This window comes from Paraburkholderia ferrariae NBRC 106233, assembly GCF_000685035.1.
In the GTDB taxonomy this organism is placed as follows: domain Bacteria; phylum Pseudomonadota; class Gammaproteobacteria; order Burkholderiales; family Burkholderiaceae; genus Paraburkholderia; species Paraburkholderia ferrariae.
Map to the genome: position 1 here is coordinate 244,454 of NZ_BAYB01000007.1, position 24,696 is coordinate 269,149.

The 24,696-nt window shown below is 64.3% G+C and carries 23 protein-coding genes and 1 tRNA gene; 13 read left to right on the plus strand and 11 right to left on the minus strand.

Annotated features, from left to right (window positions below; all coding sequences use genetic code 11):
* Positions 1–8 precede the first annotated feature (8 nt).
* From BFE01S_RS07990 to BFE01S_RS08005, 4 genes are all read right to left on the minus strand, one after another.
* Positions 9–788, minus strand: a complete 780-nt coding sequence (locus tag BFE01S_RS07990; protein ID WP_028225019.1) for an ABC transporter ATP-binding protein — start codon at positions 786–788, stop codon at positions 9–11.
* 13 nt (positions 789–801) lie between these two features.
* Complete coding sequence (sfnG, locus tag BFE01S_RS07995) at positions 802–1,905, minus strand: dimethylsulfone monooxygenase SfnG (protein WP_028225020.1); 1,104 nt, start codon at positions 1,903–1,905, stop codon at positions 802–804.
* 30 nt (positions 1,906–1,935) lie between these two features.
* On the minus strand, positions 1,936–2,514 hold the full coding sequence (gene msuE / locus BFE01S_RS08000) for an FMN reductase (RefSeq protein ID WP_028225021.1): 579 nt from the start codon (positions 2,512–2,514) through the stop codon (positions 1,936–1,938).
* A 245-nt stretch (positions 2,515–2,759) separates the two neighbouring features.
* Positions 2,760–3,950: an acyl-CoA dehydrogenase family protein gene (locus tag BFE01S_RS08005; protein WP_028225022.1), complete on the minus strand. Its 1,191-nt coding sequence runs from the start codon at positions 3,948–3,950 to the stop codon at positions 2,760–2,762.
* A gap of 276 nt (positions 3,951–4,226) precedes the next feature.
* Between BFE01S_RS08005 and BFE01S_RS08015 the strand changes: the two genes are divergently transcribed.
* Both BFE01S_RS08015 and BFE01S_RS08020 read left to right on the plus strand, forming a co-directional pair.
* Positions 4,227–5,444, plus strand: a complete 1,218-nt coding sequence (locus BFE01S_RS08015; RefSeq protein ID WP_028225023.1) for an acyl-CoA dehydrogenase family protein — start codon at positions 4,227–4,229, stop codon at positions 5,442–5,444.
* A complete protein-coding gene (locus BFE01S_RS08020; RefSeq protein ID WP_042337335.1) occupies positions 5,441–6,547 on the plus strand; it encodes a sigma-54 interaction domain-containing protein in 1,107 nt (368 codons plus the stop codon). Before BFE01S_RS08015 ends, BFE01S_RS08020 begins: the two co-directional genes overlap by 4 nt.
* Positions 6,548–6,579: 32 nt before the next feature.
* Here BFE01S_RS08020 and BFE01S_RS08025 read toward each other — a convergent pair whose 3' ends face one another.
* The 4 genes from BFE01S_RS08025 to BFE01S_RS08040 all read right to left on the minus strand — a co-directional run bounded on the left by BFE01S_RS08025 (position 6,580) and on the right by BFE01S_RS08040 (position 10,789).
* Positions 6,580–7,845: an acyl-CoA dehydrogenase family protein gene (locus tag BFE01S_RS08025; protein ID WP_028225025.1), complete on the minus strand. Its 1,266-nt coding sequence runs from the start codon at positions 7,843–7,845 to the stop codon at positions 6,580–6,582.
* Positions 7,846–8,314: 469 nt separating this feature from the next.
* Positions 8,315–8,476 (minus strand): hypothetical protein, encoded by a 162-nt coding sequence (locus BFE01S_RS37920; RefSeq protein WP_156966943.1) that lies wholly within the window; start codon positions 8,474–8,476, stop codon positions 8,315–8,317.
* Between the two features lie 114 nt (positions 8,477–8,590).
* Positions 8,591–9,319, minus strand: a complete 729-nt coding sequence (locus BFE01S_RS08035; protein WP_028225026.1) for an OmpW/AlkL family protein — start codon at positions 9,317–9,319, stop codon at positions 8,591–8,593.
* A 300-nt stretch (positions 9,320–9,619) separates the two neighbouring features.
* Positions 9,620–10,789, minus strand: coding sequence for an AraC family transcriptional regulator (locus BFE01S_RS08040; protein WP_322787816.1), 1,170 nt, complete (start codon positions 10,787–10,789; stop codon positions 9,620–9,622).
* Between BFE01S_RS08040 and BFE01S_RS08045 the strand changes: the two genes are divergently transcribed.
* The 10 genes from BFE01S_RS08045 (at position 10,766) to BFE01S_RS08090 (ending at position 20,884) form a co-directional block, all read left to right on the plus strand.
* Positions 10,766–12,325 (plus strand): long-chain-fatty-acid--CoA ligase, encoded by a 1,560-nt coding sequence (locus tag BFE01S_RS08045; protein WP_028225028.1) that lies wholly within the window; start codon positions 10,766–10,768, stop codon positions 12,323–12,325. The genes BFE01S_RS08040 and BFE01S_RS08045 overlap by 24 nt on opposite strands.
* A gap of 26 nt (positions 12,326–12,351) precedes the next feature.
* Positions 12,352–13,536 (plus strand): lipid-transfer protein, encoded by a 1,185-nt coding sequence (locus BFE01S_RS08050; RefSeq protein ID WP_028225029.1) that lies wholly within the window; start codon positions 12,352–12,354, stop codon positions 13,534–13,536.
* 2 nt (positions 13,537–13,538) lie between these two features.
* Positions 13,539–13,979, plus strand: a complete 441-nt coding sequence (locus BFE01S_RS08055) for a MaoC family dehydratase N-terminal domain-containing protein (RefSeq protein ID WP_028225030.1) — start codon at positions 13,539–13,541, stop codon at positions 13,977–13,979.
* A 9-nt stretch (positions 13,980–13,988) separates the two neighbouring features.
* On the plus strand, positions 13,989–14,408 hold the full coding sequence (locus BFE01S_RS08060) for a MaoC/PaaZ C-terminal domain-containing protein (protein WP_028225031.1): 420 nt from the start codon (positions 13,989–13,991) through the stop codon (positions 14,406–14,408).
* Positions 14,409–14,446: 38 nt separating this feature from the next.
* Complete coding sequence (locus BFE01S_RS08065; RefSeq protein ID WP_028225032.1) at positions 14,447–15,277, plus strand: SDR family NAD(P)-dependent oxidoreductase; 831 nt, start codon at positions 14,447–14,449, stop codon at positions 15,275–15,277.
* A 9-nt stretch (positions 15,278–15,286) separates the two neighbouring features.
* A complete protein-coding gene (locus BFE01S_RS08070) occupies positions 15,287–16,438 on the plus strand; it encodes an acyl-CoA dehydrogenase family protein (RefSeq protein WP_028225033.1) in 1,152 nt (383 codons plus the stop codon).
* Positions 16,435–17,526 (plus strand): CaiB/BaiF CoA transferase family protein, encoded by a 1,092-nt coding sequence (locus tag BFE01S_RS37925; protein WP_042337337.1) that lies wholly within the window; start codon positions 16,435–16,437, stop codon positions 17,524–17,526. Before BFE01S_RS08070 ends, BFE01S_RS37925 begins: the two co-directional genes overlap by 4 nt.
* A gap of 46 nt (positions 17,527–17,572) precedes the next feature.
* A complete protein-coding gene (locus BFE01S_RS08080) occupies positions 17,573–18,364 on the plus strand; it encodes an enoyl-CoA hydratase-related protein (RefSeq protein ID WP_245621063.1) in 792 nt (263 codons plus the stop codon).
* Positions 18,365–18,755: 391 nt separating this feature from the next.
* A tRNA-Asp gene (locus BFE01S_RS08085) sits at positions 18,756–18,832 on the plus strand.
* Positions 18,833–18,943: 111 nt separating this feature from the next.
* A complete protein-coding gene (locus BFE01S_RS08090; RefSeq protein ID WP_028225035.1) occupies positions 18,944–20,884 on the plus strand; it encodes a SurA N-terminal domain-containing protein in 1,941 nt (646 codons plus the stop codon).
* 139 nt (positions 20,885–21,023) lie between these two features.
* Here the strand turns inward: BFE01S_RS08090 and BFE01S_RS08095 are convergent, their stop codons facing one another.
* Both BFE01S_RS08095 and BFE01S_RS08100 read right to left on the minus strand, forming a co-directional pair.
* Positions 21,024–21,371, minus strand: coding sequence for a hypothetical protein (locus BFE01S_RS08095; protein ID WP_028225036.1), 348 nt, complete (start codon positions 21,369–21,371; stop codon positions 21,024–21,026).
* A 156-nt stretch (positions 21,372–21,527) separates the two neighbouring features.
* Positions 21,528–22,241 carry an arylesterase gene (locus BFE01S_RS08100; protein ID WP_028225037.1) on the minus strand — a complete coding sequence of 238 codons (714 nt, stop codon included), beginning with the start codon at positions 22,239–22,241 and terminating at the stop codon, positions 21,528–21,530.
* 6 nt (positions 22,242–22,247) lie between these two features.
* Here BFE01S_RS08100 and BFE01S_RS08105 point away from each other — a divergent pair, with 6 nt between their 5' ends.
* Positions 22,248–22,970 (plus strand): ABC transporter ATP-binding protein, encoded by a 723-nt coding sequence (locus BFE01S_RS08105; protein WP_028225038.1) that lies wholly within the window; start codon positions 22,248–22,250, stop codon positions 22,968–22,970.
* A gap of 98 nt (positions 22,971–23,068) precedes the next feature.
* Here BFE01S_RS08105 and pgi read toward each other — a convergent pair whose 3' ends face one another.
* Positions 23,069–24,688, minus strand: a complete 1,620-nt coding sequence (pgi, locus tag BFE01S_RS08110) for a glucose-6-phosphate isomerase (protein WP_028225039.1) — start codon at positions 24,686–24,688, stop codon at positions 23,069–23,071.
* Positions 24,689–24,696 lie beyond the last annotated feature (8 nt).

The window sequence follows — 24,696 nt, forward strand, 5'->3', positions numbered from 1 at the left end:
TGTTTGCGTCAGTGGCGCGTGCCCAGATACGCGGCAAGTACGTCCGGATGCTTGCGCACCTCGTCGGGCCGGCCGTCGGCGATCTTCCTGCCGTAGTCGAGCACCACCACGTGATCGGACACGCCCATCACCACGCCGATGTCGTGCTCGATCAGTACCACGGTCACGCCGAAGTGCTCGTTGGCGTCGAGCACGTATTCGGCCATCGCGTGCTTTTCCTCGGCGTTCATCCCCGCCATCGGCTCGTCGAGCAGCAGCAGGCGCGGCTGCGCGGCGAGCGCACGCGCCAGCTCGACGCGCTTTTGCAGGCCGTACGACAGTGTGCCCACCACGGCGTCGCGATAGCCCTGCAGGTCGAGCTTCCCGATCACGTTATCCGCATGCCGGCGCTGCTCGGCCTCGTCGCGGTGCGCGCGGCCGACGTGCAATGTCTGCTCGATCCAGGTGCTCTGCCGGTGCAGGTTGCGGCCGGCGAGTACGTTCTCGAACACGCTCATGCGGCGAAACAGCGCGAGGTTCTGAAACGTGCGCGCGATGCCGCGATGCGCGGCGCGGTACGGATCCATCTTCCGGTACGCATGTCCGTCGAACCGGACCGTGCCCTGCTGCGGCCGGTATATACCGTTGATCACGTTGAGCAGCGAACTTTTGCCTGCGCCGTTCGGCCCGATCAGCGCGCAGACTTCGCCCGCCGCCACCTCGAAACTGATGTCGGAGACAGCCTTGGTGCCCTTGAACGACAACGAAATATGATCGAGCGCGAGCAACGGCGGGACGATCTGCGTCATGCATACCCCTGGCTCAGACCGCGACCGGCTGCCGGTGGCTTTCGAGTTCGCGCACCAGCGGCAGTACCTTTTTGCCGAAGTACTCGACCTCCTCGATGAAGTGCAGAAAGCCCGTCAGCACCAGATCGACGCCGATTGCCTTGAGCGCCACGATACGTTCTGCGATCTGCTGCGGCGTACCGATCAGGTTCGTGCGGAAGCCGTCGTTGTATTGCACGAGGTCCTCGAAGGTAGACTTCGCCCAGTTGCCGTCGCCTTCCGGGGATGCCTTGCCTGCCTGCTGCACGGCATCGCCGAACGCATTGACCGCTTCGACGTGCGCATGCTTGATGATGTCGTCGAGCACGGCCTTCGCTTCCTCTTCGGTATCGCGTGCGATGACGAACGCGTTCACACCGATACGGACCTTGTGGCCGTTCTTCGCCGCCTTTTCCCGGATGTCGTCGATCTGCGCCTTCAGGTTCTCCGGCGTGTTGCCGTTTGTGAAGTACCAGTCCGACACGCTCGCCGCGTTGTCGCGTGCAGCACGCGAACTGCCGCCCTGGAAGATTTCCGGGTGTGGCTTCTGCAGCGGCTTCGGGCTCAGCGTGTAGTCGTGGAAGCGGTAGAAGTCGCCCTTGTACGTGAAGTTGTCCTGGGTCCAGATACCTTTCAGTACCTCGATGAACTCCTTCGAGCGACGGTAACGCTCGTCGTGTTCGAGCCACGGCTCGCCGATCGCAGTGAACTCGCCCTTGAACCATCCGCTCACCACGTTGATCGCGATACGTCCGTTGGTGAGGTGATCTATCGTCGCGAGCTGCTTCGCGACCACGGCCGGATGCCACGGGCCGGGCAGGATTGCGGCAAGCACCTTGAGCTTCGTCGTCGCATGCAGCAGCGCGTGGCTGAACGACACCGACTCGTGCTGGTACTCGGCGCCGTAACCGGCCGTGAAGCGAATCTGACTCAGCGCATACTCGAAACCGGCGTCTTCGGCAGTCTTCGCGAGTTTCTGGTTGTATTCGAAGCTCCAGTCGGTACGCTGCGCGATCGTGCTCACGACGAGGCCGCCGCTCACATTCGGCACCCAGTAGGCAAATTTGACGGCATCGCCGGAGGAGGGGAGATGGCTCATGAGAATGTCCTGTTCAGAAAACGGTGAAATTCATGCGACCTTTGCGGCCACGGGAGAGACGAAACGGCTGGCTTCCCGCACGAGCGGCACGGCTCGCTCGACGGCAAGTCCGATACGGGCGAGCAGTTCCGGACTTGCGATGGCGTAATCATGGAAATCCCGCCCGGACGCATACACGCCGATCGGCAAGGTGCGCGCCTGGAAGAAACTGAAAAGCGGCCGCAACTGATGATCGATCATCAGCGCATGACGCTCGCTACCGCCCGTGGCGGCCAGCAGTACCGGCACGTCGATCAGTGCCTCGTGATGCACGAGATCGAACAGATGCTTGAAAAGCCCGGTATACGAGGCGCGATAAACCGGACTCGCGACGATCAGCGCATCCGCCTCCTCGATTGCGCGCAGTTGAAGCTCCAGCGCGGCCGGCGCATCCGGCCGCGACAGCACCCCGGACAGCACGGGTGCGATCTCGCCAAGCTCGATCAGATGCGGCTCGACAGGCAACTGCGTGCGCAGGCCAGACAGCAACGCCTCCGTCACCGCAAGTGTGCGAGACGGTCTTGATGTACTACCCGATACCGCAACAACCTTGAAAACCTTCCCGCTCATCGTGCGTTCCTTTTCATGGGTCACATGGCCCGAACCATGACGACCCATGTATCTAGCGAATACCGTGCCAGACAACCCATCATGATTCACATGAAAACCATACTCATCGAAATCTTCCATGTAGCATGGCTGTTTTTCAATTAAGAAGTTATCCTTAATTAATTCGACAGCGACCGGAAACCATATTCCAGATCCGGATGAACGGCTTGCAGCAAAGTTGCTGTTGCATTGCTGCATGAGAAGCATCAGGAATAAAAGGATGGGGCGGGAAACCGTTCATTCAGCGCCCAATCACCCAGTTCGCGGATCTTGTAATCGATCGGATCATGCAAGGTGTGAACCCGCAGGTTTCGCCAGAACCGGTCGAACCTCAGTGCTGCAGTCGTTGCGCGCGCGCCCGTTACCTCGAACATCTGCTGCGTGACATCGAGGCCGGCCTGCGCTGACGAAACCTTTGCCGCTGCAACGGCGATCGCGACCTCGCCCCGCTCTGACTCGGTTAGCCACGTCCCACGCTTCCAGGCCTCATCGAACAAGGTCGCCGCGCGCTCGACCAGCACACGCGCTCCCTCAAGCGCAAGCCAGAAGCGGCCGTAGTGACCTTGCACATATAGATCTTCTGTTGGATGCGATGCCGGCGATGCGATCCAGGGCCTGGCACTCTGTCGCGTGAAATCCCGCGCAACCTGCAGTGCGCCCTCGCCAAGACCGAGATAGATATGCGTGAGAATCAACTGGGCCAGTAGTGGCCGCAGGCACGCAAAAGGCGAAGACAATGGGCCCGGGTTGGAGAGAATCTCGTCCTCGGCCACCGCGACCCGTTCGAATATCACCGTGCCGCTGTCGGTCTGACGTTGCCCGATGTTGTTCCAGTCGTCAAGAATTCGAATCCCGTCACGCGTGGTTGGCACGACACCAATCAGCAGGCGTCCCGCGGCATCGAACGCGGAAGCCAGAAGGCGATCCGAATCGGTCGCGCCGGAACAGAAGCTCTTGCGGCCCACGAAATACCATCCGCCCTTGCCATTCGGCTCCGCCCGCGTACCTTTGTCGAGCGGGTTCAATGCATTTCCCCAGAACCACCGCCGCTCGATGGTTTGCCCGAACCACGGCTCCCATTGCTCGCGAGTCCCGAACAGGCGCACCGTCGCAAGATGCAGATGATGAAATGCGAACAGGTGAGCGAGCGAGCTATCGACCCGAGCGAAACGCCGTACGACCGACAGCGTGTCGAACCAGCTCGCGCCGTAGCCACCGTATGCGCTCGGCACGCTCAACCCGAGCAGGCCACTTTCGCGCAGCACCTGCCGTTCATGCAGCGCCGTCCCGCCCGCCTGATCACGCGCCACCGCCGTGCGCTCCAGGTTCTGGGCGACGGATTCCACTGCGGGTTGCCATGAGGCTGATCCGGCAGCCTCTACGCTGATGTGCGTCATAAACAAAATCCCTTCCGATCCAAAGTCAGGCCGGTGTTTAAGCACAGCCCATGCCACGGCGAAACCGCTCAAAATCGCGGGATCGATGGCTCGAACTGCTCGCTCATCAGCAGCTCGCCAACAAGCTGCTGCCTGGCAAGCAATAACATCGAGATGAATTGCCTCGCCACCAGCAATCTGATTTGGATATGACAAATCATTGCTTTTCCAGTAGCACCGACAAACGGAAAATCCGTGGGAAAAGCCGCATATGCGGCACCTCACCATCCCGATCACATGGCCATACTCTCGACCTGTCCAGAAACCATCGAACCCTACGAGACGCCTTCCCACGCGCCGACGGTTCAGGTCATCGCCGAACAACTTGCCGCCCGCTTCGCCCAGACCGCCGCGGAGCGCGATCGCATGGGCGGCACGCCGAAGGCCGAACGCGATGCACTACGCGCAAGCGGTCTGCTGCGGCTCAGCATTCCTGCCGCATACGGCGGATTCGGCGCAAACTGGCAGATCACGCTGGGCATCGTGCGTACGCTGGCACGTGCAGACAGCTCACTCGCCCATCTCTTCGGTTTTCATCATCTGCTGCTCGCAACCGTGCGCCTGTTCGGCGCGCGCGAGCAATGGGAGCCGTGGTTTCGACAGACGGCAACGCATAACTGGTTCTGGGGCAACGCACTCAATCCGCTCGACGACCGCACGGTCAGTTCGCCATGCAATAGCTGGCTCGAATTCAGCGGCCAGAAAAGCTTCTGCTCCGGTGCGCTCGATTCAGAAATGCTGATCGCGTCGGCTCGCGACATCGACACGAATACGCTGCTGATCGCGGCCGTCCCGACGCAGCGCAGCGGCATTTCCATTGCGCAAGACTGGAACAACATCGGGCAACGTCAGACCGACAGTGGAACCGTGACCTTCGAGAAAGTGCGCGTCGAGCATCACGAGATCCTCTCGAATCCAGGTCCGCTGTCGACGCCGCTTGCGTGCCTGCGTCCGCTGATCGCGCAACTCGTTCTCACGAACATCTATCTCGGCATCGGCGAGGCCGCATTCGAGGACGCTCGCCACTACACCCTGCACGAAGCCAGACCCTGGCCGCTTTCCGGTATCGGACGAACCGACGAGGACCCTTACATCGTCGGTCAATACGGAGAGTTCTGGGCTGGGCTGGAAGCGGCGCGCGTACTGGCCGACCGCGCTGCCGAGCAACTCGACGCGGCCTGGGCGCGCGGTCCCGCGCTCGGCGAGACGGAGCGCGGGGAGGTAGCGCTTGCCGTTGCCAGTGCCAAGGTGACGGCGATCCGTACCGGGCTCGACGTCTGTACCCGCATGTTCGACGTCGCAGGCGCCCGCGCCACGCATGGCGCACTGGGCCTGGACCGTCACTGGCGTAATCTGCGGACCCACTCGCTGCACGACCCGCTGGCTTACAAGCTGCGCGAACTCGGCGAGTGGGCGCTCAAACGAACCTATCCCCGACCGAGCTTCTACTCATGAACCATCCGCTCCGCACCGCCCGGCCCGGCGAGCCGATTGGTACGATTGGTACCGCAGAGTCCGCCGTACTGACGCTGCCCGACCGGCATGCGCTCGCGACGTCCATTCGCGCCCGGGCGCAGGTTTTCGTCGACCCACGCTCGCTCGTGCTGCTCGACCAGATACGCATGATCGCGCCCAGCGAGGCGAGCGTGCTGATCGTCGGCGATACGGGCACGGGCAAGGAACTCGTTGCCCGTCATGTGCATAATCTGAGCCGCCGCGCGGACAGGCCGTTCATCGCCGTCAATTGCGGCGCGTTTTCGGAAACGCTGGTAGAAAGCGAACTGTTCGGTCACGAGAAGGGCGCGTTCACTGGCGCCTTCCATGCCAAACCCGGTTGGTTCGAGGCCGCCAACGGCGGCACGCTGTTCCTCGACGAGATCGGCGATCTCCCGCTGTCGATGCAGGTCAAGCTGTTGCGCGTGCTGCAGGAACACGAAATCGTCCGGCTCGGGTCGCGCCACAGCGTTCCGATCGACGTCCGGGTGATCGCCGCAACCAACGTCAACCTGCACGATGCGGTCGCGGCCGGGCACTTCCGCGGGGATCTGTTCTATCGCCTCAACGTGGTACAGGTCGCGATCCCGGCCCTGCGCGAACGGCCCGGCGATATCCTGCCGCTTGCGCGCTATTTCATCGAGGATTACCGCAACCGTCTTGGCTACGGTCCGGCGGATATCGATGCACGGGCCGAGCAGAAGCTGCTCGCGCACAGTTGGCCGGGGAACATCCGCGAACTGGAAAACGTGATTCATCATGCGCTCCTGGTCGGCCGTCACGACCGGCTCCAGGAATCCGATCTGCAGATCAGGCCGGACGCCTTTCCCCCGAGCGGAGCGACGCTAGATCATGGCACTCAGGTAGCGTTCGAGCATGCGCTTCGCGGCCTGTTCAATGAGGAATACGACCAGCTGTTCGAACATATTGAGGACACCGTAATGCGGGTCGCGTTCGAATTCAGCCACCGGAATCAGATGCAGGCAGCGAAATTGCTCGGCATCAGCCGCAACGTCCTGCGTGCACGCCTGATTCGGGCAAAAGAGATTCATGCGCTAAAGTAATTTGCTTCGGCGCACATGAACCATGCCCGCAATCAGGCAGCAGACTGGGTGCCCGCTCCGCTACCGATAGCCCAGACGTATGGCGGCTCGGTACCGTTAATTTCCCAATCGCCAACGATGCGCGCCTTGAACACGAGCGGGTTGTGCGAGGCCGCGGTGCGTGCATTGCGCCAGTGGCGATCGAGTCCCTTCGCGGCACTCGACCCCGATGCACCGAGTGCGTTGAACAATTCGGTCGTCGCTCGCAGGACAAGGTCCGATACGACGATCTGCGCGCGTGCCGAATCCAGTTCCGCGTCGACGTTTGCCCGATGTTCTGCCTGCTCGTCGCTACCAAAGCGGGCTTCGTACGCACGTTGAGACGCTTCGCTCGCACGTACGGCAGCAGCCTCGGCCGCGAACACGCGTGCGGCTACCTCGCCCACTACCTGCTGGATCTGCGGGTCCTGGGCGAACGACGGCGCGTTGCCGTGGCTGAAAATGCGTTTGCGGGCACGCACCTCACGCGCGATGTCGCGCAGTGCCGCATGCCCGCTACCGGCGAGCACCGCAAGAAGTACGAGCTGGTAAAACGCCGTCTGGTACTTGAAACGGCTTGTGAAATCGATTACGTCATCCGTATCCACGCGGGCGGCTTCAAATCGGGTGGTACCGCTGCCCGTCGTCCGCTGCCCGAAGCCGTCCCAGTCGTCGCTGCGCTGCACGCCGGGCTGGTTCGTGCGCACGGCGGCTATCACGTCGCGGCCGTCCTCGTCGCGCGCGAACACGTCGATCCAGTCCGCGAAAATGCTTCCCGTCGAATAGTATTTCTCGCCATTGATGACCCAGCCGTCACCATCACGATGCACTCGCGTGATGACGTCACCGATTGCGACGCCGCCGACCTCGGTCCACGCGTTGCCGACGAGTTCGCCGGCAACGAAGCGCCGGAACCATTCGTCGCGCGCCGGCCCGGGTTCGGCGTTCAGGCGATCTTCGACGAACGCGAAGTGTCCGCGTAGCGCCTGGGGAATGTTGGAATCGGCCGTGGCCAGTTCGATGAGCAGTTGCACCAGTTGCGGCAGCGACGCGCCTGCACCGCCTTGCTCGACCGGTATACGAACCGCACCGAATCCGGCCTTGCGGAGCCACTCGATCGGCTCATAGGGGAGCGAGCGCAAACGTTCGCGTTCAAGGGCTCCATCCGCGATACGAGAAAATATCGGACGAAATCGCTCGGCCAAACGTTCGTAGTCCGTGCCTTTCGATAGCGAAGCATCGGAAGATGGAATGGATTTCAGGTGGTTTGATGCGGTCATATCAGATTCGGTTGGTCAGAATTGGTGTGGCCCATTGTCAAAGCAGAAGCCATGCCATACCGTGACGGGCCGTATGGTCGCCGTGCTTCGCCGTCGCTAGATGACTTGACTGCTGACCAATCAGCAAGGGTGCTGGCAAGGTGCTGCGTGACGGACAATTCTGTTCGGAAAGCGGTTCTCGACGGATGCCGGTGTTTTTGATGATTGTGTGAGATGAATGTAAGCGGCTCAGTTGGGCCACTGGTCCATTCGCATGCGCGTGAGGCATGATGGTGAACGGGAGCTGCCGGTCAGGTACTGGGCCGCCGCTCAGCGAGGGCAAGCGGCCCGATGGCTTCGGCTATGGGATTCGTGAAACAGGGGCAAGGTCACGTTCGACTAGCGGCTGCTCTTACGACTGGCGGCAAACTGATTGTTCTCAGGCGACCACCGCCCTCAGAACCCGGATGCTGTCGGGTGGCGCTCGGCTCTACATGCGGGTCGCGGAATAGTTATCGACTGCCGTGGCGGCGGCTTGTGCCGGTCTGGAAGCCGCCTGGGACAACAGCGCCACCATGCCCGCCACCGGCGTGCCGCCCAACAGATACGAGAGGATCGCGGTGGCAACCCCTCTTCGAAGCAGGCGAATCATGCGCATCTCCAGATTCGACTTATCGATTAGCGATCCTGACGATATCGCCATGCCGGGAAGCGTGTTGCCGCATCGCCCTGAAGCACGAATCGGGTCATGCGGCAAATCCGGGCATCAGAAGCGATACGCAACACCGACAAAGCTGATCAGCGGGTTTTCGTGAATCTTGATCTGGGAGACGACATCCGTCGTCGGCAGATGCGTGGTGATCGTGCCGATCGACGAGAAGTGCAGATAGGTCAGCGATGCCGTCAACGCCCAGTGCTTGTCGATGTTGTAATTGGCCCCCACGCTGACGACTGGCGCGAAGCCGGGCTTGAAGTGCGCCGAGGAGGGGGCGCTCGCCGTCGCGCCGTTCGAAAACTCCAGCGAGGCGACTTGCTGGAACGCGGAATTGACGCGCACGTCGGTGTCGAATTTGTACGCCACGCCCGCGCCGATGAACGGGCGGAATTTCCACGTGGGCTCGCCGATATAGTATTTGAACAGCATGAGCGGCGCCCAGCTGCGTGCGGTAGCGAGCGGATTGAGTGCGGGATTGGAGAGATTGCCCGTGCCCTTCAGATCGATTTTCGGCGGGATGCCGAGCCACGTTTCGGTGGCGATGTTGTCGGTGAGGAAATACGTCAGCGTCAGGCCAAGCGTATTGGGATTGCTTGCGACAGCGCCGGTGTTGGGCTGGCTGCCCAGCGGCGGATCGATGACCGACATCTCTCCGGTGCCAAGCCGCGAATCGACGTGCAACCATCCAGCACCGACCACCAGATCTCCCTTGCTTTGCGCATGCGCGACACCCCACGTCAGCAGGGCGCATCCCGCCGCGAGCAACTTCGTGACTTTCATGTCTCCGTCTCCTGATTCCGGATTTATATCGACTGCCAACCGTTATGTAGTTCTAACTATTACTGGATACACATAGGGGCCGGATGCGGGGCAGGTGACGGACTAGCGTTTTCCGTTACCTGTGCCGTGCGTTTTTTTGCGGCTCCCGGGCTCGGGCGACCTGTTTAATGTGTACGTGGATGTTAGAAAGCGACAATGCCGGCAGCAATGGCTATGCAGGTCAGATTGATGTCAGATCACCTCATCCTGCTCGCGGGCGCAGAAGAGGGTGGGCGGCACGCGGCCGCCTCGTCGGCTTCCTCAGCTGCTCTTGCGGCGATATGTGCCGGGCGCGCTGCCTACCCAGCGCTTGAATGCCCGTTGAAAGGCGGCGCTATCGGTGAAGCCGAGTTCCTGTGCGATCTGCGTGAGCGTCATGCCGCTGGTGTTCAGGTGCATGATCGCAAGGTCGCGGCGCAGCTCGTCCTTCAGCGCCTGAAACGACGTCCCCTCGAGCGCGAGCCGTCGCTGGAGGGTGGCGACGGACATGTTCATCGCGCCGGCCGTGACCGCCAGGTCGGGCCATGCGGGCTGCGTGCGCGACAGGTGGTTGCAGACCCTCTTGCTCACGACGTTCGACTCGCGCACGGGGACGACCATGCGTGCCTGCGCGTCGGCGAGGAATGCGCGCAACGCGGCTTCGTCCCGTCGCACTGGATTTTTTAGCCACGCCTCGTCGAACCAGACGGCCGTGTGCGGTTGCTGGAAATGGGGGGGCGCGGGAAAGATCGCGCTGTAGTGGGCCGCGTGATCGGGAATGTCGAACGCGAAGTCGAACGACACCGGCGGGAGCTGCCCTCCCGCGAGCCATGCGCCCAGCTGCCAGAACACGCGCAGCAGCAATTCGTGCAGGAAGACCGGCGCTTCGCCCGCGTTAGTGAAATGAAATGCCAGTCCGGCCAGCCCGTTTCTGCGGCGCAATTCGATCGTCAGTTCGTCCTGGAGCAGGGCGAAGGTTTTCGCAAGCCGCCGGATCGCCGTTTCCAGATCCGCGGCGCTCGCGGCGCAACGCGCGACCAGCGCAAAGCTGCCCGGCTTCAGCGGGCGGGACAGGAGCCCGAGGCATTCATCTTCGCGCCACTCGATCAGCGACGTGAACAAGGCGACATATTGCGCCGCGGTCACGCGTGCGCCCGCGTCGTCGAGCAGCGACGCGGGGATGCCTGCCGCGTCCAGAAAGCGCTCGCAGGACTCGTTGCGCAGCCGGAGCCCGGACAGCATGCTCTGCACGAAAACGATGGGAATGGTGATGGGCGCCTGGAGCATGACCGGTTGTGTCGTCGATTGAGGTGTTCCGCCATCCGAACGAGGCAATGTGTAATTGCCGGTTCGGGCCCACGTTTCTAACATGAGCCTCATGCACAAATCAATCAGCTCGCGAGCAACGCGGGCGATACGGAGACACGCATGTACCTGACCCAGGCACTGCATCGTGCGATGCAGCAAAAAGGCGCTTGCATCGCAGTTCGTTTCGGTTCGAGACAGACCACGTTTCGCCAGTTCGCGGACCGGATCGCGCGCCTGGCCGGCGCCCTGCGGGCCCTCGGGATGCAGACCGGCGATCGCGTCGCGATCCTTGCGCAAAATTCCGATCGCTACCTCGAATATCAGATGGCCGTGCCCTGGGGCGGCGGGGTCATGAATCCCTGCAACACGCGCTGGTCCCCGGCGGAAATCCTCTATTCGCTCGACGATTCGGGTTCGTCGATCCTGTTCGTCGACGACGCGTTTCTCGCACTCGCGCAGTCGTTGCGCGGCAAGGCATCGACGCTACGCGAGATGGTCTGGTGCGGCGAGGGTCCGGCACCCGAGGGCATGCACGATTACGAGACGCTGATCTCGGCAAACGCACCCATTGAAGACGTGGTGCGCCGCGGCGACGACCTGGCCGGGATCTTCTATACGGGCGGCACCACGGGTTTCCCGAAGGGCGTCATGCTGAGCCACTCCAATCTGGTCAGCTCGGGCCTCTCGCTGCGCTGCGAGGGGCTGGCGACGCCGGGCAACATCTATCTGCACGCGGCGCCCATGTTCCATCTCGCCGACATGGGCATCGCGATGCCGCAGTGGATCGAGGGCAATGCGCATTCCGTGGTGCCGGCATTTTCGCCGGAGCTCGTGCTGGACACGATCGAGCGCGACCGCGTCACGCACATGCTGCTCGTGCCGACGATGATCCAGATGCTGGTCGATCATCCCGTGATGCGCCAGCCGCGCGATCTCGCCAGCTTGCAGGCGATCATCTATGGCGCCTCGCCGATCTCCCAGGCGGTGCTCGACCGCGCGATGGCGGCGCTGCCCGGCGTCCAGTTCGTGCAGGCGTACGGGATGACCGAGCTGTCGCCCGTGGCCACGATCAATCCGGCGTGGTGCCACGAACCGGCGGCGCGCAGCCTCGGCCGGCTACGCTCGGGCGGGCGCGCCAGCTACTGCACGGAAGTGCGCGTGGTGGACCCGGAAGGCCGTGAAGTGCCGCGCGGCACGGTGGGCGAGATCGTCGTGCGCGGGCCGAACGTCATGCTCGGCTACTGGAACAAGCCCGAACAGACCGCCGCCGTGCTGAAAGACGGATGGATGCACACGGAAGACGGCGGCTATATGGACGACGACGGGTTCATCTACGTCGTCGACAGGCAAAAGGACATGATCATCAGCGGCGGCGAGAACGTCTACTCGGCCGAGGTCGAGAACGCAATCGCCCAGCATCCCGCTGTCGCCACGTGTGCGGTGATCGGCGTGCCGAGCGGCGAGTGGGGCGAGTCGGTCCATGCCGTCGTCGTGCTGAAGCCGGACGGAGACGTGTCCGCGCAGGCGCTGATCGCCCATACGAAAACGCTGATTGCCGGCTACAAGTGTCCCCGCAGCGTCGAATTCCGCGATGCGCTGCCGTTGTCCGGCACCGGCAAGATCCTCAAGACCGAATTGCGCAAGCCGTTCTGGGACGGCTGCAAGCGTCAGGTGAACTGAATCCCGAATCCACTCAAGGAGGAACCATGAGCTCATCTGTGATCGTTGCCGGCGTCGGCATGATCCCGTTCACGAAGCCCGGCGCCAGCGAGCCATATCCGGTCATGGCCAGCCGCGCGATCGCGGCCGCGCTGGCGAACGCAGGCGTCGAGTACCGCCACGTGCAGCAGGCGTATGCGGGCTACGTCTACGGCGATTCGACCGCAGGGCAGCGCGGCTTGTACGAGGTCGGCATGACGGGCATTCCCGTCGTCAACGTCAACAACAACTGCTCGACGGGTTCGACCGCGCTGTACCTCGCGCGTCAGGCGGTGCAAAGCGGCGCGGTCGATTGCGCGCTGGCGTTCGGTTTCGAGCAGATGATGCCGGGCGCGCTGGGCTCGGTGTTTCAGGACCGGGTCAGCCCGTTCGAACGCTTCGACGCCGTGACGGCCGAGTTGATCGACGTGCCGGGCATTCCGTTCGCGCTGCGCTACTTCGGCGGCGCGGGGCTCGCTCATATGCAGGAATTCGGCACGAAGGTCGAAACCTTCGCGAAGATTCGCGCCAAGGCGAGCCGCCACGCGGCGAACAATCCGCTGGCGCTGTTCCGCACCGTCGTCTCCGAAGAGGACGTGATGGCTTCGCAGACGATCTGGCCCGGCGTCATGACGAAGCTGATGGCCTGCCCGCCCACCTGCGGCGCCGCGGCGGCGCTGCTGGTGTCCGAAGCGTTCGCGAAGAAGCACGGACTGAACGCGGACGTGCGGATCCGCGCCCAGGCGATGACGACCGATACGCCGGCGGCATTCGATGCGCGCGACATGCGCGAAGTGGTGGGATTCAGCATGACGCGCAGCGCGGCGCAGCAGGTGTATGACGCGGCCGGCGTTGCGCCCGAGGACATCGCGGTGGTCGAATTGCACGATTGTTTCGCGCACAACGAATTGATCAGCTACGAAGCGCTGGGCCTTTGCCCGGTCGGCGGCGCGGAGCAGTTCGTCGTCGATGGCGACAACACCTACGGCGGCAAGGTCGTGACCAATCCGTCCGGCGGCTTGCTGTCGAAGGGGCATCCGCTCGGCGCGACCGGTCTCGCGCAGTGTACGGAACTCGTCGAGCAATTGCGCGGCCGTGCGGGCGCGCGGCAGGTCGAAGGGGCGCGCATGGCCTTGCAGCACAACCTGGGTCTTGGCGGCGCCTGCGTCGTCACACTGTACGAGAGGGTCTGACGATGATCGACAAGAAATGGATCGGGCATCACATCGGCGAGTCGACATTGCCGATCGAGCGCGGGCGGCTGAAATTCTTCGCGAAGGCGATCGGCGAGACCAATCCCGTCTATCTCGACGAAGCGGCCGCGCGTGCCGCGGGCTACGCGGACCTGCCGGCGCCGCCGACCTTCCTGTTCGCGGCGGAACTCGATTCGGGCGCGATGTTCGGGCTGCTCGAAACGCTCGACGTGCCCGCGTCAAAGATCCTCCACGGCGAGGAGCAGTTCGAGTACCTCGGCCCGGTCGTCGCGGGCGACACGGTCGTCGTCAGCTCGCAGATCAAGGACATCTACGACAAGAAAGGGGGCGCGCTCGAATTTATCGAGATCGAATCCCGTGTGACCAATCAGTACGGGGACCCGGTCGCGAACATGCGATCGGTGGTGGTCGTACGCAATTGAAGGACGGCCATGACGAAACCCACTTTTGATTCGGTCGCGATCGGCGACGCGTTGCCGACCCTGACCCTGCCGCCGGTCGATCGCAAGATGCTCGCGCTGTTCGCCGGCGCGTCGGGCGATCACCATCCCGTTCATATCGACCTCGACTACGCGCGCCGGGCCGGCATGCCCGACGTGTTCGCGCACGGCATGCTGGGCATGGCGTGGCTCGGGCGGCTGATCACCGGATGGGCGCCGCAGGCGCAGTTACGTACGTTCAACGTGCGCTTCCAGGGCATCACGCACCTCGGCAACGTCGTCAGTTGCGGCGGACGGATCGTCGAAAAGCTCGAAGTCGGCGAAGAGCGTTGCGTACGCATCGAGGTGCAAAGCACCAACCAGTACGGACAGGTCAAGATCGCGGGCGAAGCACTCGTCGCGCTGCACTGAATCTGAATATTGTCAGGATACCGAAGGAGATCGAATTCATGACACGCAAGCTCGAAGGAAAAGTGGCGCTGGTGACGGGATCGGGGCGCGGCATCGGTCATTCGATCGCGCTCAAGCTCGCGGGCGAAGGCGCTCGCGTCGTCGTCAACGATCTGGACGAGGCGCCCGCGCACGAAGCGGTGCAGGCCATTCGCGAGGCCGGCGGCGAAGCCGTGGCCTGCATCGGCAACGTGACGGCGCCCGATTTCGCGGAGCGCTTCGTCGGCACCGCCGTCGAGCACTACAAGGGGCTGGACATCATCGTCAACAACGCGGGCTACACGTGGGACAGCGTGATCCAGAAGATGACGGACGAGCAGTGGTACGCGATGATCGATTGCCATCTGACCGCGCCGTTCCGGATTCTTCGCGCCGCGCAACCGGTGATTCGCGCGCTGTCGAAAAGCGAGACGGAAGCGGGCCGGCGCGTCGTGCGCAAGGTCGTCAACATCTCGTCGGTCGCCGGTCTGTTCGGCAACGCGGGACAGGTCAACTATTCGGCGGGCAAGGCCGGCATCGTCGGGATGACGCAGACGCTCGCCAAGGAATGGGGGCGCCTGAACGTGACGGTCAACTGCGTGGCGTATGGCCTCATCAAGACGCGCCTGACCAGCGGCGAGGCGGGCGCATCGACGGCCAACATCGAGGGCCGCGAGATCAAGGTCGGGGTGAATCCCGATCTGCTCGCCGCAATGGAGCGCGGGATTCCGCTGGGACGCGCCGGCACGCCCGACGAAGCCGCGGGCGCCGTGTATCTGTTCTGCACGCCGGAATCGGACTACGTGAGCGGCCAGACGCTGCTGTGCAGCGGCGGCCTCACCGGCATCTAGGGAGACGCCATGCTACCGCAACCGCATCGCCATCCGTGGATGGACTCCGAGATCGACGCCTTTCGCGATCAGGTGCGCCGCTACATCGCGGGCGAACTTTCTCCGCATCTGGACGAATGGCGACGCCAGGGCTATATCCCGCGCGAGACGTGGGCGGCGTTCGGGCAGATGGGGTTTCTGCTGCCGGAGATGGACGAAGCCTGGGGCGGCGCGGGCGCGAGCCTCGCGTACCAGTGCGTGGTGCAGGACGAACTCGCCAGAGCCGAATTTCCCATGAGCGCGGCCGTGCACTCGATCGCGTCCCACTACATTCTCGATTACGGCACGCCAGAGCAGAAAGCGCGCTGGCTGCCGAAGCTGACGAGCGGCGAGCTGTTTGCGGGCATCGCGCTCACGGAGCCGGGCTGCGGCTCCGATCTCCAGGCGCTGCGCACGCGGGCGCGCCGGGACGGCGACGACTACGTGATCGACGGCGCGAAGACGTTCATCACGAGCGGCTTCACCGCGAATCTGCTGGTGGTGGCGGTGCGCACGGGCGAGGCCGGCAGCCGCGGCGTCTCGCTGATCGTGGTCGAAACCGAAAATCTTCCGGGGTTCCAGGTGGGGCGACGGCTCGAGAAGCTCGGGCAGCACGCCTCCGATACCGCGGAGCTGTTTTTCGAGGGCGTGCGCGTGCCCGCCGACAACCTGCTGGGAGGCACGGAGGGCACCGGCTTTGCACAGCTCATGAGTCAGCTTCCGTACGAGCGCATGCTGATTGCCGTGCCGTCCGCGGCCGTGATCGAGCGCGTCGTCGAATTGACGCTCGAATATACTCAGCAGCGCAAAGTATTCGGCAAGCTGCTGTACGACCTGCAGAACACGCGCTTCAAGCTGGCCGAGTGCGCGACGCTGGCCCATGTCGTGCGCACCTTCGTCAACGATTGCGTGCAGCGTCTCGTCGATGGCGAGCTCGACGACACCGCCGCCTACATGGCGAAATGGTGGGCCGCCGAGCAGCAATGCAAGGTCACGGACGAGTGCCTGCAGTTGTTCGGCGGATACGGCTACATGGTCGAGTATCCGGTCGCCCGCTTCTATGCCGACGCGCGCGTGCAGCGCATCTATGGCGGAGCGAACGAAATCATGAAGGAATTGATCGCGCGGAGGATGTCGTCGTGAAGCCGCCTCTGGAGGGGATTCGCGTCGTCGAATTCGAAGGCATCGGCCCCGGCCCGCTGGCGGCCCGCATGCTCGCGGACATGGGCGCGGCGGTCACGGCGATCGCCCGTCCCGGCAAGAATGCCGTCACCGAAAAGATGGGGGCCGCGGCCAATGCGTTACGACGCGGCAAGACGGTCATCGAACTCGATCTCAAGCAGCCGGCCGGGCACGCGCAGGCGCTGGCGCTCGTCGCCGGCGCCGATGCGCTGATCGAGGGCAACCGGCCCGGCGTCATGGAATCGCTCGGTCTCGGCCCGGCCGAGTGCGCGCAGGTGAATCCGTCGCTCGTCTATGGCCGCATGACGGGCTGGGGGCAGCACGGGCCGCTTGCGCGCGCCGCCGGGCACGACCTCAATTACGTTGCGTTGACCGGTCTGCTTTCGTTGTCCGCGCGAAACGGCGGCGTGCCGATGGTGCCGCCGACGGTGGTCGGCGATGCGGCGGGCGCGCTGGGGCTCGCGTTCGGGATTGCCTGTGCGCTGCCCGACGCGCGCACGAACGGCCGGGGGCGGATCGTGGACGGCGCGATCGTCGACGTGCTCGCGATGCTTGGCTCGCTCGCGCAGTGGGCGCGCGCGGGCGGCCAGCTCGACGGGGCGCAACCCAGTCTGTTCCACGACTCGCCGTTCTACGATGTCTATGCATGCGCCGACGGCCAGCACATTACGGTGGGCGCACTCGAGCCGCAGTTCTATGCGCAACTGCTGGACAAGCTCGGTTTCGCCGATGTCGATCCGGCCACGCAATACGACGTTCAGACATGGCCGGCGCTCAAGGCGCGATTCGCGGCTTTGTTCGCGAGCCGCCCGCGCGCGCATTGGTGCGCATTGCTCGAGGGTACCGACGTCTGCTTTGCGCCGGTCTTGAGCCTCGCGGAGGCCGCTGCGCATCCGCACAATCTCGCTCGCGGCATCTATCGCGCCGATGCGAGCGGCGCGATCGACGTGCGCGGGGCACCGCGCTTTTTCCCGCTCTCGCAGGAACCGGCGGTCGATGCGCCGGACCGCGCTTCCGGTGCGCACGCGGCTGCCGGCGGTGCCGCATGACATCGATTCAACGGGGCAGTGGCCCGGGACATAGGGGGGAGATGCAATGATGAAGGAATCCGAAGGCATGGCGTGGGGCGTGGCGGACAATATCGGGCGGATCGTCCTGAAACGAGCGGATCATGCGAATGCGATATCGCTCGCCTTGAGCCGCACGTTGTCCGATGCGATCGACGAGGTGCTCGATGCCGGGCCGCGCGTGGTGCTGCTGTCCGCCGAGGGGCGCATATTCTGCGCCGGCGGCGACATCATCGAATTCGTTTCGGCCGGGGACGCGCTCGATGCGCTTGTCGACGATATCCTGGAGCGTGTGCACCCGGCGCTCTATCGCCTCGCCACCGCGCCGATGCCGGTCGTGACGATGCTCGGGGGACCGGTCGGCGGCGCCGGCATCGGACTTGCGTTGTGCGCCGACTTCGTGCTGGCCGCCGAGTCGATGAAGCTGCGCACCGGCTACGTCTCGATCGGCTTGTCACCCGACGTGGGCGCTTCGTACTTTCTCGCACGCCGGGTGGGCGAATTGCGCGCGCGGCAATGGCTGATGCTCGGCGATCCGATCGACGCGGCGCAATGCCTGGCCTGCGGCGCCGTCGATGCATTGGTTCCCGATGCGGAGCTTGCGGGTGCAACGGAAGATCTCGTTCAGCGCCTGGCCAGGTCCGCTAGCGGATCGCTGGGCAGCATCAAGCGCCTGTGCAGCGAGTCGTCGGCACGCAGCCTGAAAGCGCATCTCGATCTCGAACATGAACTGCTTCGTGCCTGCGCCGGCAGCGCGGACGCCAGGGAAGGGGTGCGCGCTTTCGTGGAAAAGCGGCGGCCGCGTTTCGGCCGGTGCTGAATCGGCGGACAACGAGAGCACACGAAGTCTGGATACGACCTTCGCCGAAGAAGGCCGACCATATATAGAGAGAGTAGTAGGGTCAGCGGCGTCCGATTGCGGACCATTAAACAAACCGGCGGCGTTATCCAGCGGAACGGCAGGCCGTGGGTACGCAGCGCAGAACCGGGAAATTTCTGTTGCGACTTTGCGACATCCAGGGCACAATCCGGCCTCGTTATATTTTTGTTGTATTGGTGCGATCGATACTTGCGGAACGTCTTGGGTAGCGGCCTTGTGCAGCAAGGCAGGGGAGTTTTGGAGTCCCCCGGCGCCACCCGTTTCCGTTTCGGCCTACGCAGGTCGCAACAGCGCCCGCGTATAGGGCGCCGATCGATGGCATTCACCGCACGGAGCGGTAGTTCAGTTGGTTAGAATACCGGCCTGTCACGCCGGGGGTCGCGGGTTCGAGCCCCGTCCGCTCCGCCAGGATCCGTTAAGGAAGGCGAACCGAAGGTAAACTGCGGTTCGCCTTTTTTATTGTCTGCTGAGGTAATATCGGGCGTTCCGTTTTTGGGCGCTCTTTTTGCTCTTTCAAGCATGCTCGACTTTTTCCGCAATCACAAACGCCTGATGATGTTCATGCTGCTCCTGGTGGTTCTGCCAGGGCTCGGCTTCGTCGGCATTCAAGGTTTCCGCGGCTTTTTCGACGAGAGTGCGAACGTCGCCAGCGTCAACGGCCACAAGATCACCCGCGTCGAGTACGACGGCGCAGCGCGTCAGCAGCTCGACCAGGCCCGCCAGATCATGGGCGCGAACTTCGACGCCAGTCTCTTCGATACCCCGCAGCATCGCAAGGATATCCTCGACGGCCTGATCCAGCAGCGCGTGCTCGCCGACGAAACGCAGCGCCTGCATCTCACGGCTTCGGACGACGCCGTGCGCCGCACGCTGCTGGCCGACCCCGTGATCTCGTCGCTGCGCAAGCCCGACGGTACGATGGATCTCGACCGCTACAAGCAGTTGCTCGCCATGCAGGGCATGACGCCCGAGCAGTACGACGAGCGCGTGCGCTACAGTCTCGCGATGCAGCAGTTGCCCGGCGCCGTGATCGGCAGCGCCTTCACGCCGAAGTCGCTCGCGCAGCAGCTCATGTCGCTCTCCGAGCAGCAGCGCGAAGTGCAGGGTCTCGCGTTCCGCACGACCGACTATGTGGCGAAGGTCAAGCCGACCGACGCGCAACTGCAAGCCTATTACGACGCGCACAAGAGCGACTTCGCGACGCCGGCCACGGCGCAGATCCAGTATCTGGTGCTTTCGGCGGCCACGGTCGCGGCGAACGTGCAGCCGTCCGACGCCGATCTCAAGCAGTACTACAACGACAACATCGCGAAGTACCGCACCGACGAAGAAGTGCGCGCGAGCCACATCCTGATCGCCGTGCCGAAGGACGCCAGCGCGGCCGATCGCGATGCCGCGAAGCAGAAGGCCGCGTCGATCCTCGCCGAAGTGAAGGCGCATCCGGACCAGTTCGCGCAGATCGCGCAGAAGGAGTCGCAGGACCCGGGTTCGGCGGCGAAGGGCGGCGACCTCGGCTATTTCGGCCGCGGCATGATCGCGGGCGGCGCAGCGTTCGACGACGCGGTGTTCAAGCTCAAGAAAGACGAGATCAGCGACGTGATCCAGTCGGACTTCGGCTATCACATCGTCAAGGTCACGGACATCAAGCCGGCGGTGACGAAGCCCTTCGACGACGTGAAGGCTTCCATCGTCAACGACGTGAAGACGCAGCAGGCAGCGAAGCTGCTCGCCGACGACGCGGACGGTTTCTCCTCGCTCGTCTATGAGCAGTCGAAGAGCCTGCAGCCCGCCGCGGACAAGTACAAGCTGACCGTCCAGACGGCTACCGTCACGCCGAAGCCGAATGCCGTGCTGCCGCCGGACAGCCCGCTGAACAACCAGAAGTTCCTCGATGCGGTGTTCGCGAGCGACTCGGTGAACCAGCACAACAACACCCAGGCGATCGATGTCGGCAACAGCACGCTGATCTCGGCGCACGTGACGAGCTTCCAGCCCGCGGCAACTCCGGCCTTCGCCGCGATCAAGGACGCCGTGCGCCAGAAGGTGGTGGCGCAGCAGGCCGCCGATCTCGCGCGCAAGGAAGGCGAGGCGAAGCTGGCCGATCTGCAGAAGTCGAAGGCAACGGACGGTTTCTCGTCGGCGCTGAAGGTCTCGCGCAGCGATGCGCAAGGTCTGCCGCCCGCCGCGCTCTCCGCGGTCTTCAAGGCGGACGCGCAGAAGCTGCCGGCCTATGTCGGCGTGGATCTGGGCAACGACGGCTATGCGATCTATCGCGTGAATTCGGTCACGAACGGTCCCGCCGTCGATGGCACGCGCCTCGCCGCTGCACAGCAGCAACTCGCGCAGGTGAGCGGGCAGTCGCAGTTGCAGGCGTATCTCGACGCGCTGCGCGACCGCTCGAAGGTGAAGTACTACGGCTCGCTCGGTCCGGCTGGACAGTCCGGCGACCCGGGCCAGTAAGGCCCGGTTCCGACCCGGTAGCAAAAAAAGCCCCGCGAAATTTCGCGGGGCTTTTGCTTTATGGCGCGCGGCTCAAACGAGGCGGGAAAACAGCCGGGTTTTAGAGGCGGACGCTAGAGGCAGACTCTAGAGGCAGACTCTAGAGGCAGGCGCTGATGTCGCTCGTGGCGTCGCTGCCCGCGCCGCCTCCGGAGCGAAAGCCCACCCACGTCTTGCTGTTGGCGGACCAGGCCGGACGGACAATCGCGGCCGCGCCGTTAGGCGGCTGCTGGCCCGGCACGTAGACGTCCATCGCCTGGTCGTTCGCCAGCATCGTTTGCGATACGACCTGTTGCTGCGAGCGATCGGCCCACTTCTGCGAGATGCACTGCGCAACGGCGGCCGGCGGTTGCTGGCTTGTGCCGACGGACTGCGCGCCGCTCGGTATCGGTTGGTTGGCGCAGGCGCCCAGTGCTGCCGTTACGAGAATAAGAGGTAAATATTTCACGCTTTTCTCCCTCCAGTCAGGGTCGGTCGGAACAGGACGAATGCCGCTCGTCCGGCGAGCAATCGATGGCCGGTCGCTCACGCCCCCGGCTTCGGGCGCGTTGCCGCGCGCCCATGGGCATGGGGCGGGACGGGAGCCAGGCTGCGCCGATACCGGTTAGTGCCTGGCGCCGCTGCCCAGCAGCGGCTTGAGCGTCGGCCATACGTTATCGAGCAGCAAAGGCTGTGCCTGCTCGGTGGGGTGCATCTGGTCGGACTGGAAAAGCTCGGGTTTGTCGGCAAGGCCGGCAAGCAGGAACGGCACCAGCGGCACGTCCAGTTCCTTCGAAAGCTGGCCGTACAGGCCGTGGAACTTCTGCGTGTAGTCGGGGCCGTAATTGGGCGGCACGTACATGCCCACCAGCATCGGGCGTGCATTGCCCTTGCGGATGGCGGCGACGATGGCGCGCAGATTGCTGTCGGTGGTGGCGAGCGGCACGCCGCGCAGCGCGTCGTTGGCGCCCAGTTCGACAATCACGATCGAGGGTTTGAGGCGCTGCATCACGAGCGGCAGGCGCGCGAGCCCGCCGCTCGTGGTGTCGCCGCTGATGCTCGCGTTCGCGACGCTATAATCGATCCGCTCGCTCGCGAGCCGCCGGCGCATCAGCGCGACCCAGCCCGTATCGCGCGGCAGGCCATATTCGGCCGAAAGGCTGTCGCCGAGCACGACGATCAGCGGCTTCGCGGCGTCGGGGGCAGTGGCGGGCGGGGTGGCGGCGCGCGCCGCGGCGCATGTGGCAACAAGCGCGGCAACAAGTGGTGCAACAAGCAGCACGCGTGCGGCGGATGGTGCGCCGCGAAGCGCCTTGACGGTTAACCTGTGCTTGATCATGTGCGAATGAATAGCGATCCAGTCATCGAAGTGCGGGGGTTGAGCAAACGCGTCGCCGACGCCACCGGCGAACTCGTCATTCTCGACGGTATCGACCTCACCGTCACGGCCGGCAGCAGTGTCGCGATCATCGGCGCCTCGGGCTCGGGCAAATCCACGCTGCTCGGGCTGCTCGCGGGGTTGGACAGTGCGAGCGCGGGCTCGGTTCGGCTGCTCGGCCAGGAGCTGACCGGCATGGCCGAGGACCAGCGCGCGGCGCTGCGCAACGGCGCGGTGGGCTTCGTGTTCCAGTCGTTTCAGTTGATGCCGCATCTGACTGCGCTCGAAAACGTCGCGCTGCCGCTCGAACTGCAGGGCGGCATGTCCACGCGCGAGGCGTTTGCCCGTTCGCGCGCGCTGCTCGAACGCGTGGGGCTGGGCCAGCGCACGGGCCACTATCCCAAGCTGCTCTCCGGCGGCGAGCAGCAGCGCGTGGCGCTTGCCCGCGCGTTCGTCACGCGGCCTTCGATTCTCTTCGCCGACGAACCCACGGGCAGTCTCGACGCCGCCACGGGCCACGCGGTCATCGACCTGATGTTCGAGATGAATCGCGCGACCGGCGCGACACTCGTGCTGGTCACGCACGACATCGATCTTGCGCGCCGTTGCGACACCATCGTGACGATCGAAGCCGGTCGCCGCGTGCTGCACGGCGACGCCGTGCCCGGCAAGGTGGAAGCGGGGCGCTAGGCAGATAAGCCGGATGGCGGGGCCGGCGAGGCGTGCGCGTTTCGTGCGCATTTCGTGCGGATTTCGTGCGCACGCCGCCGATGCCCCGTTCCGTCACCTCAGCGCTTGAGCGCGGCGCGTGCCCGCGCGATCAGCGCGGCCGTCGACGAATCGTGTTGCTTGACGCCGCCCGGCGCGGCCGTGAGGTCGGCCTCGACCACCTTGCCGAGAATCTTGCCGAGCTCCACGCCCCACTGATCGAACGGGTTGATGTCCCACACCGAAGCCTGCACCAGCACCTTGTGCTCGTAGAGCGCGATCAGCGCGCCGAGCGAGCGCGCTGTGAGCGCGTCCACGAGCAGCGTGGTGGTCGGGCGGTTGCCGGGGAACATCAGGTGCGGGACGAGCTCGGGCTTGTCCGGGCCCGCCACCTTGCGCGCTTCTTCCTCGGTGCGGCCGAGCATCAGCGCCTCGCTCTGAGCGAAGCAGTTCGCGAGCAGCTTGGACTGGTGGTCGCCCAGCGGATGCTCGGGCGTGAGCACGGCGACAAAGTCGATCGGCACGATCGTCGGGCCCTGGTGCAGCATCTGGAAGAACGCGTGCTGGCCGTTGGTGCCCGGCTCGCCCCAGGTGACGGCGGCGGTGGGGTAATCGACGAACTGGCCGTCGAGCCGCGCCGACTTGCCGTTGCTCTCCATTTCGAGCTGCTGCAGGTACGAGGGCAGGTAGTGGAGCGCTTCCGAATACGGCGCGACCAGGTAGCTCTGCGAGCCGAAGAAGTTGCGATACCAGATGCCGATCATGCCGAGCAGCACGGGCAGGTTCTTTTCGAGCGGCGCCTCGCGGAAATGCTTGTCCATGTCGTGTGCGCCGGCGAGCAGTTCGTCGAACTGCTGCGGCCCGATTGCGATCATGATCGAAAGGCCCACGGCCGACCACAGCGAGTAGCGCCCGCCCACCCAGTCCCACATCTCGAACACGTTGTCTTTGGCGATGCCGAACTTCACGACCTCGGCAGGATTCGCCGACACCCCCACGAAGTGTTTCGCGAGCGCGCTTTCCGGGCAGCCGTGCTTGACGAACCAGTCGCGCATCGAGCGCGCGTTCGTCATGGTTTCGAGCGTCGTGAAGGTCTTGGAGACGATGATCGCGAGCGTCTCTTCCGGGTCGATGTCCTTGATGACGCGCCACAGGTCCGCGCCGTCGACGTTGGAGACGAAGTGCGAGGTGATCTCGGGCGTGGCGAGATGATCGAGCGCGTGCACGACCATCTTCGGGCCCAGATCGGAGCCGCCGATGCCGATGTTCACCACGTGCCGGATGCGCTTGCCCGTGTAGCCGGTCCAGGCGCCGCTGCGCACGGCGTCGGCGAATTTCGCCATCTTCGCCTTTTCGGCCTGGATCTGCGCATGGAAGGGCGCGTCCGGCTCGCTCGCGCGCAGCGCCGTGTGCAGCGCCGCGCGGCCTTCGGTCGGGTTGACGATCTCGCCTGCGAACATCGCGTCGCGGCGCGCCTCGACACCCGCTTCCCGCGCGAGCTGCACGAGCAGCTTCAGCGTGGCGTCGTTGACGCGGTTCTTCGAGAAGTCGGCCGCGAGGCCGCCGCCCGCGAACGTGTAGCGTTCGGCGCGCGTGGGTGCCGGGTCGTTGGCGGGCGCGAACCAGTCACGCAGGCGTTCGTTGCGGATCTGTTCGTAGTGCGCCTCTAGGGCGGACCATGCAGGGAGGGGATTCGTCATGTTCGTCT